This window comes from Actinomadura sp. 7K534, from assembly GCF_004348575.1.
Classification (GTDB): domain Bacteria; phylum Actinomycetota; class Actinomycetes; order Streptosporangiales; family Streptosporangiaceae; genus Spirillospora; species Spirillospora livida.
Genome location: NZ_SMKB01000422.1, coordinates 1 through 2846, shown reverse-complemented (window position 1 = coordinate 2846; position 2846 = coordinate 1). Strand labels below are relative to the sequence as shown.

The window sequence follows — 2846 nt, the reverse complement described above, 5'->3', positions numbered from 1 at the left end:
CCCCCTGCTCCCCCCTGCTCCCGGACCTCCCGTCCTTCCGCCTCCGCGCGAGTTATCCACAGTTCGCGGAGGCGCGCGTCCGGCCGCCGGTACCCGGTACGGTGAGACCGAGATCAAGCCCGCCGCCCGGGCACGTCCCGCCGACGCGCGCGGTGCTTTCCGCCAGCCGACCCATCGAACGGACGGGAGCGCTCCGTGGCAGAACAGCCGCTGCATGAGCACACGCTCGGCAATGGCCTGCGCGTGGTGGTCTGCGAGGACCATGTCGTACCACTGGCCGCCGTGAACATCTGGTACGGGGTGGGTTCGCGGCACGAGCGGGCCGGCCGCACCGGCCTCGCCCACCTCTTCGAGCACCTGATGTTCCAGGGCTCCGCGAACGTCGCCGAAGGCGAGCACGCCGCGCTGCTGGAGAGCGCCGGCGCCGCGTTCAACGCCAGCACGTCGTTCGAGCGCACGAACTACTACGAGACGGTGCCCGTCAGCCACCTGGAGCTCGCGCTCTGGCTGGAGGCCGACCGGATGGGCACCCTCCCCGCGGCGCTCACCCAGGTCAACCTCGACAACCAGCGCGACGTGGTGAAGAACGAGCGCCGCCAGCGCTACGACAACCAGCCCTACGGGACGGCGTTCGAGCGGCTGTGCGCCCTCACCTTCCCCGAAGGCCACCCCTACGCGCACACCCCGATCGGCTCCATGGACGACCTGGACGCCACCACCCTCGAAGACTGCGCGGACTTCTTCGCCACCTGGTACGCCCCCGGCAACGCGGTCCTGTCCGTCGTCGGCGACGTCGACCCGGAGGCGACGCTGGCGGCGGTCGAGCGCTACTTCGGCGGGCTGCCGGCCGGCCCCGAGAAGCCGGCCGCGCGGCCCGGTGAGCTCGGGCCGCTGTCCGGCGTCCGCGGGGAGACCCTCGACGAGGAGGTCCCCTCCCCCGCCTACTTCGCGATGTTCACGCTCCCCACCGACGGCGGCGACGAGATCGAGGCCGCCGAGCTCGCGGTCGAGATCCTCGGCGGCGGCTCCGGCTCCCGGCTGTACGACCGGATGGTGCGCCGCGACGAGATCGCGACCGAGGTGTGGGCCGGGGTGACGCGGCTGGCGTCCGGCCCGTCCCTGGCGATCGTGGACGCGATCGGGCCGGACCCGGACAAGATCGCCGCCGTGCTGGACGAGGAGCTCCAGCGGTTCGCCGAGCACGGCCCCGACGCCGACGAGACCGCCCGCGCCACGGCCCAGGCCGAGCGGGGCTTCCTCGAGCAGACCGAGACCGTCACGGCCCTGGCCAACGCGCTGTCCCAGAACGCGACGCAGTTCGACGACCCGGCCCGGACCTTCACCGCCGCCGGCCGCGCCGCCGCGGTCACCGGGGACGCGATCAAGGAGATGGCGGGCCGCTGGCTGGCACCGGGCGCCCGCACCGCCCTGACCTACGGAGGCACCTCGTGAGCAGCGGCCTGTCCCTGCAGCCCCGCCCCGTCCCCGGGCCCGTCCCGGCCTGGGCGTTCCCGGCCGGCGTCGAGGGCCGCGTCCCGGCCGGCCCGGCGACGCTGCGCTGCGACCTGCCCGGCCGGCGCCTCGCGGCGGTGCGGCTCGTCCTGCACGCGGGCGCCGGCCGCGAGCCGGTCCTCGCCGACGGCCGCCGCCTCGACGGCGTCGCGACGCTGGCGGCGCACGCGCTGACGGAGGGCACCGAGCCGGGCGGCGGCACCGCGCTGACCGCCGCCTTCGAGCGGCTCGGCGCCAGCTTCTTCGCGCACGCCGACCTCACCGCGCTGCGCATCGCGCTGGACGTCCCGACCACGCGGCTCGGCGCGGCCATGGAGCTGTTCTCCGAGGTCGTGCGCCGCCCGGCCCTGGACGACGGCGACGTGCGCCGCCTCGTCCGCGAGCGGCTGGAGGAGATCGCGCAGGAGGACGCCGACCCGGGGTCGCGCGCGATGCGCGAGCTGCGCGCGGTGATGTTCCCGGCGGAGGCCCGCGCGTCCCGCCCCACCGGCGGCGGCCGCGCCTCCGTCGAGGCGCTCCAGGGGGCCGACGTCCGCTCCTTCTACGGCTCCGTGGTGCCCGCTGAGGCCACCGCGGTCGTCGCCGGTGATCTTTCCGGGGTGGACGCCGACGGAGCGCTCACGGCCGCACTGGAGGGCTGGGCCGCGACCGGCGACCCGCTCCCCACCCCGGACCGGGTCATGCCGGAGTCGGCCGCCCGGATCGTCGTCGTCGACCGTCCGGGCTCGGTGCAGACGTACCTCAGCTTCGGGCACGGCGTCCCGGACCGCTCGCACCACGACTGGCCGTCCCTGGCCGTCGCGGCGCACGTGCTCGGCGGCGGGCTCACGTCCCGGCTGAACGCGAAGCTCCGCGAGGAGAAGGGCTACACCTACGGCATGCGCGCGGGCCTGCTGCGGATGCGGCACTGCGGCCTGTTCATCGCGCAGGGCGCCGTCCACACCGAGGTCACCGCCGACGCCGTCTCCGACGCGCTGACCGAACTGCGCGGCATCGTGTCCGAGGGCATCGACGCCGACGAGCACGGCTCGTCGGTCCGCGCCCTGGCCGACCGCGCCCCCGCCGAGTACGAGACGGCCCGCGCCGTCGCCGCCGAACTGGCCGACGTCTCCGCCAACGGCCTGGGCACCGACTACCCGAGCGCCTACCTGGCCGCCGTACGCGCCTCGACCCCGGACGGCGTCGCCCGCACGTACCGCAAGCACGTCGACCCCGCCGACGTCCGCGAGCTGTGCCGCCGCCTGGACGGCATGCCGCTGGCGATCGAGCTGGCGGCGGCGCGCAGCGCGTCGCTCGGCGCGCCGGGCCTGCTGGCCGCCCTGGACGACGTCCTG

Annotated in this window: 2 protein-coding genes; both read left to right on the top strand. The window is 75.7% G+C overall.

Translation table 11 applies throughout. From position 1 onward, the window contains the following. The first annotated feature begins 195 nt into the window (after positions 1 to 195). Complete coding sequence (locus E1266_RS36645; RefSeq protein WP_132055104.1) at positions 196 to 1452, top strand: pitrilysin family protein; 1257 nt, start codon at positions 196 to 198, stop codon at positions 1450 to 1452. After that, positions 1449 to 2846: pitrilysin family protein (locus E1266_RS36640; protein WP_132055102.1), on the top strand; the 1398-nt coding region annotated here is incomplete at its 3' end. The genes E1266_RS36645 and E1266_RS36640, both read left to right, overlap by 4 nt.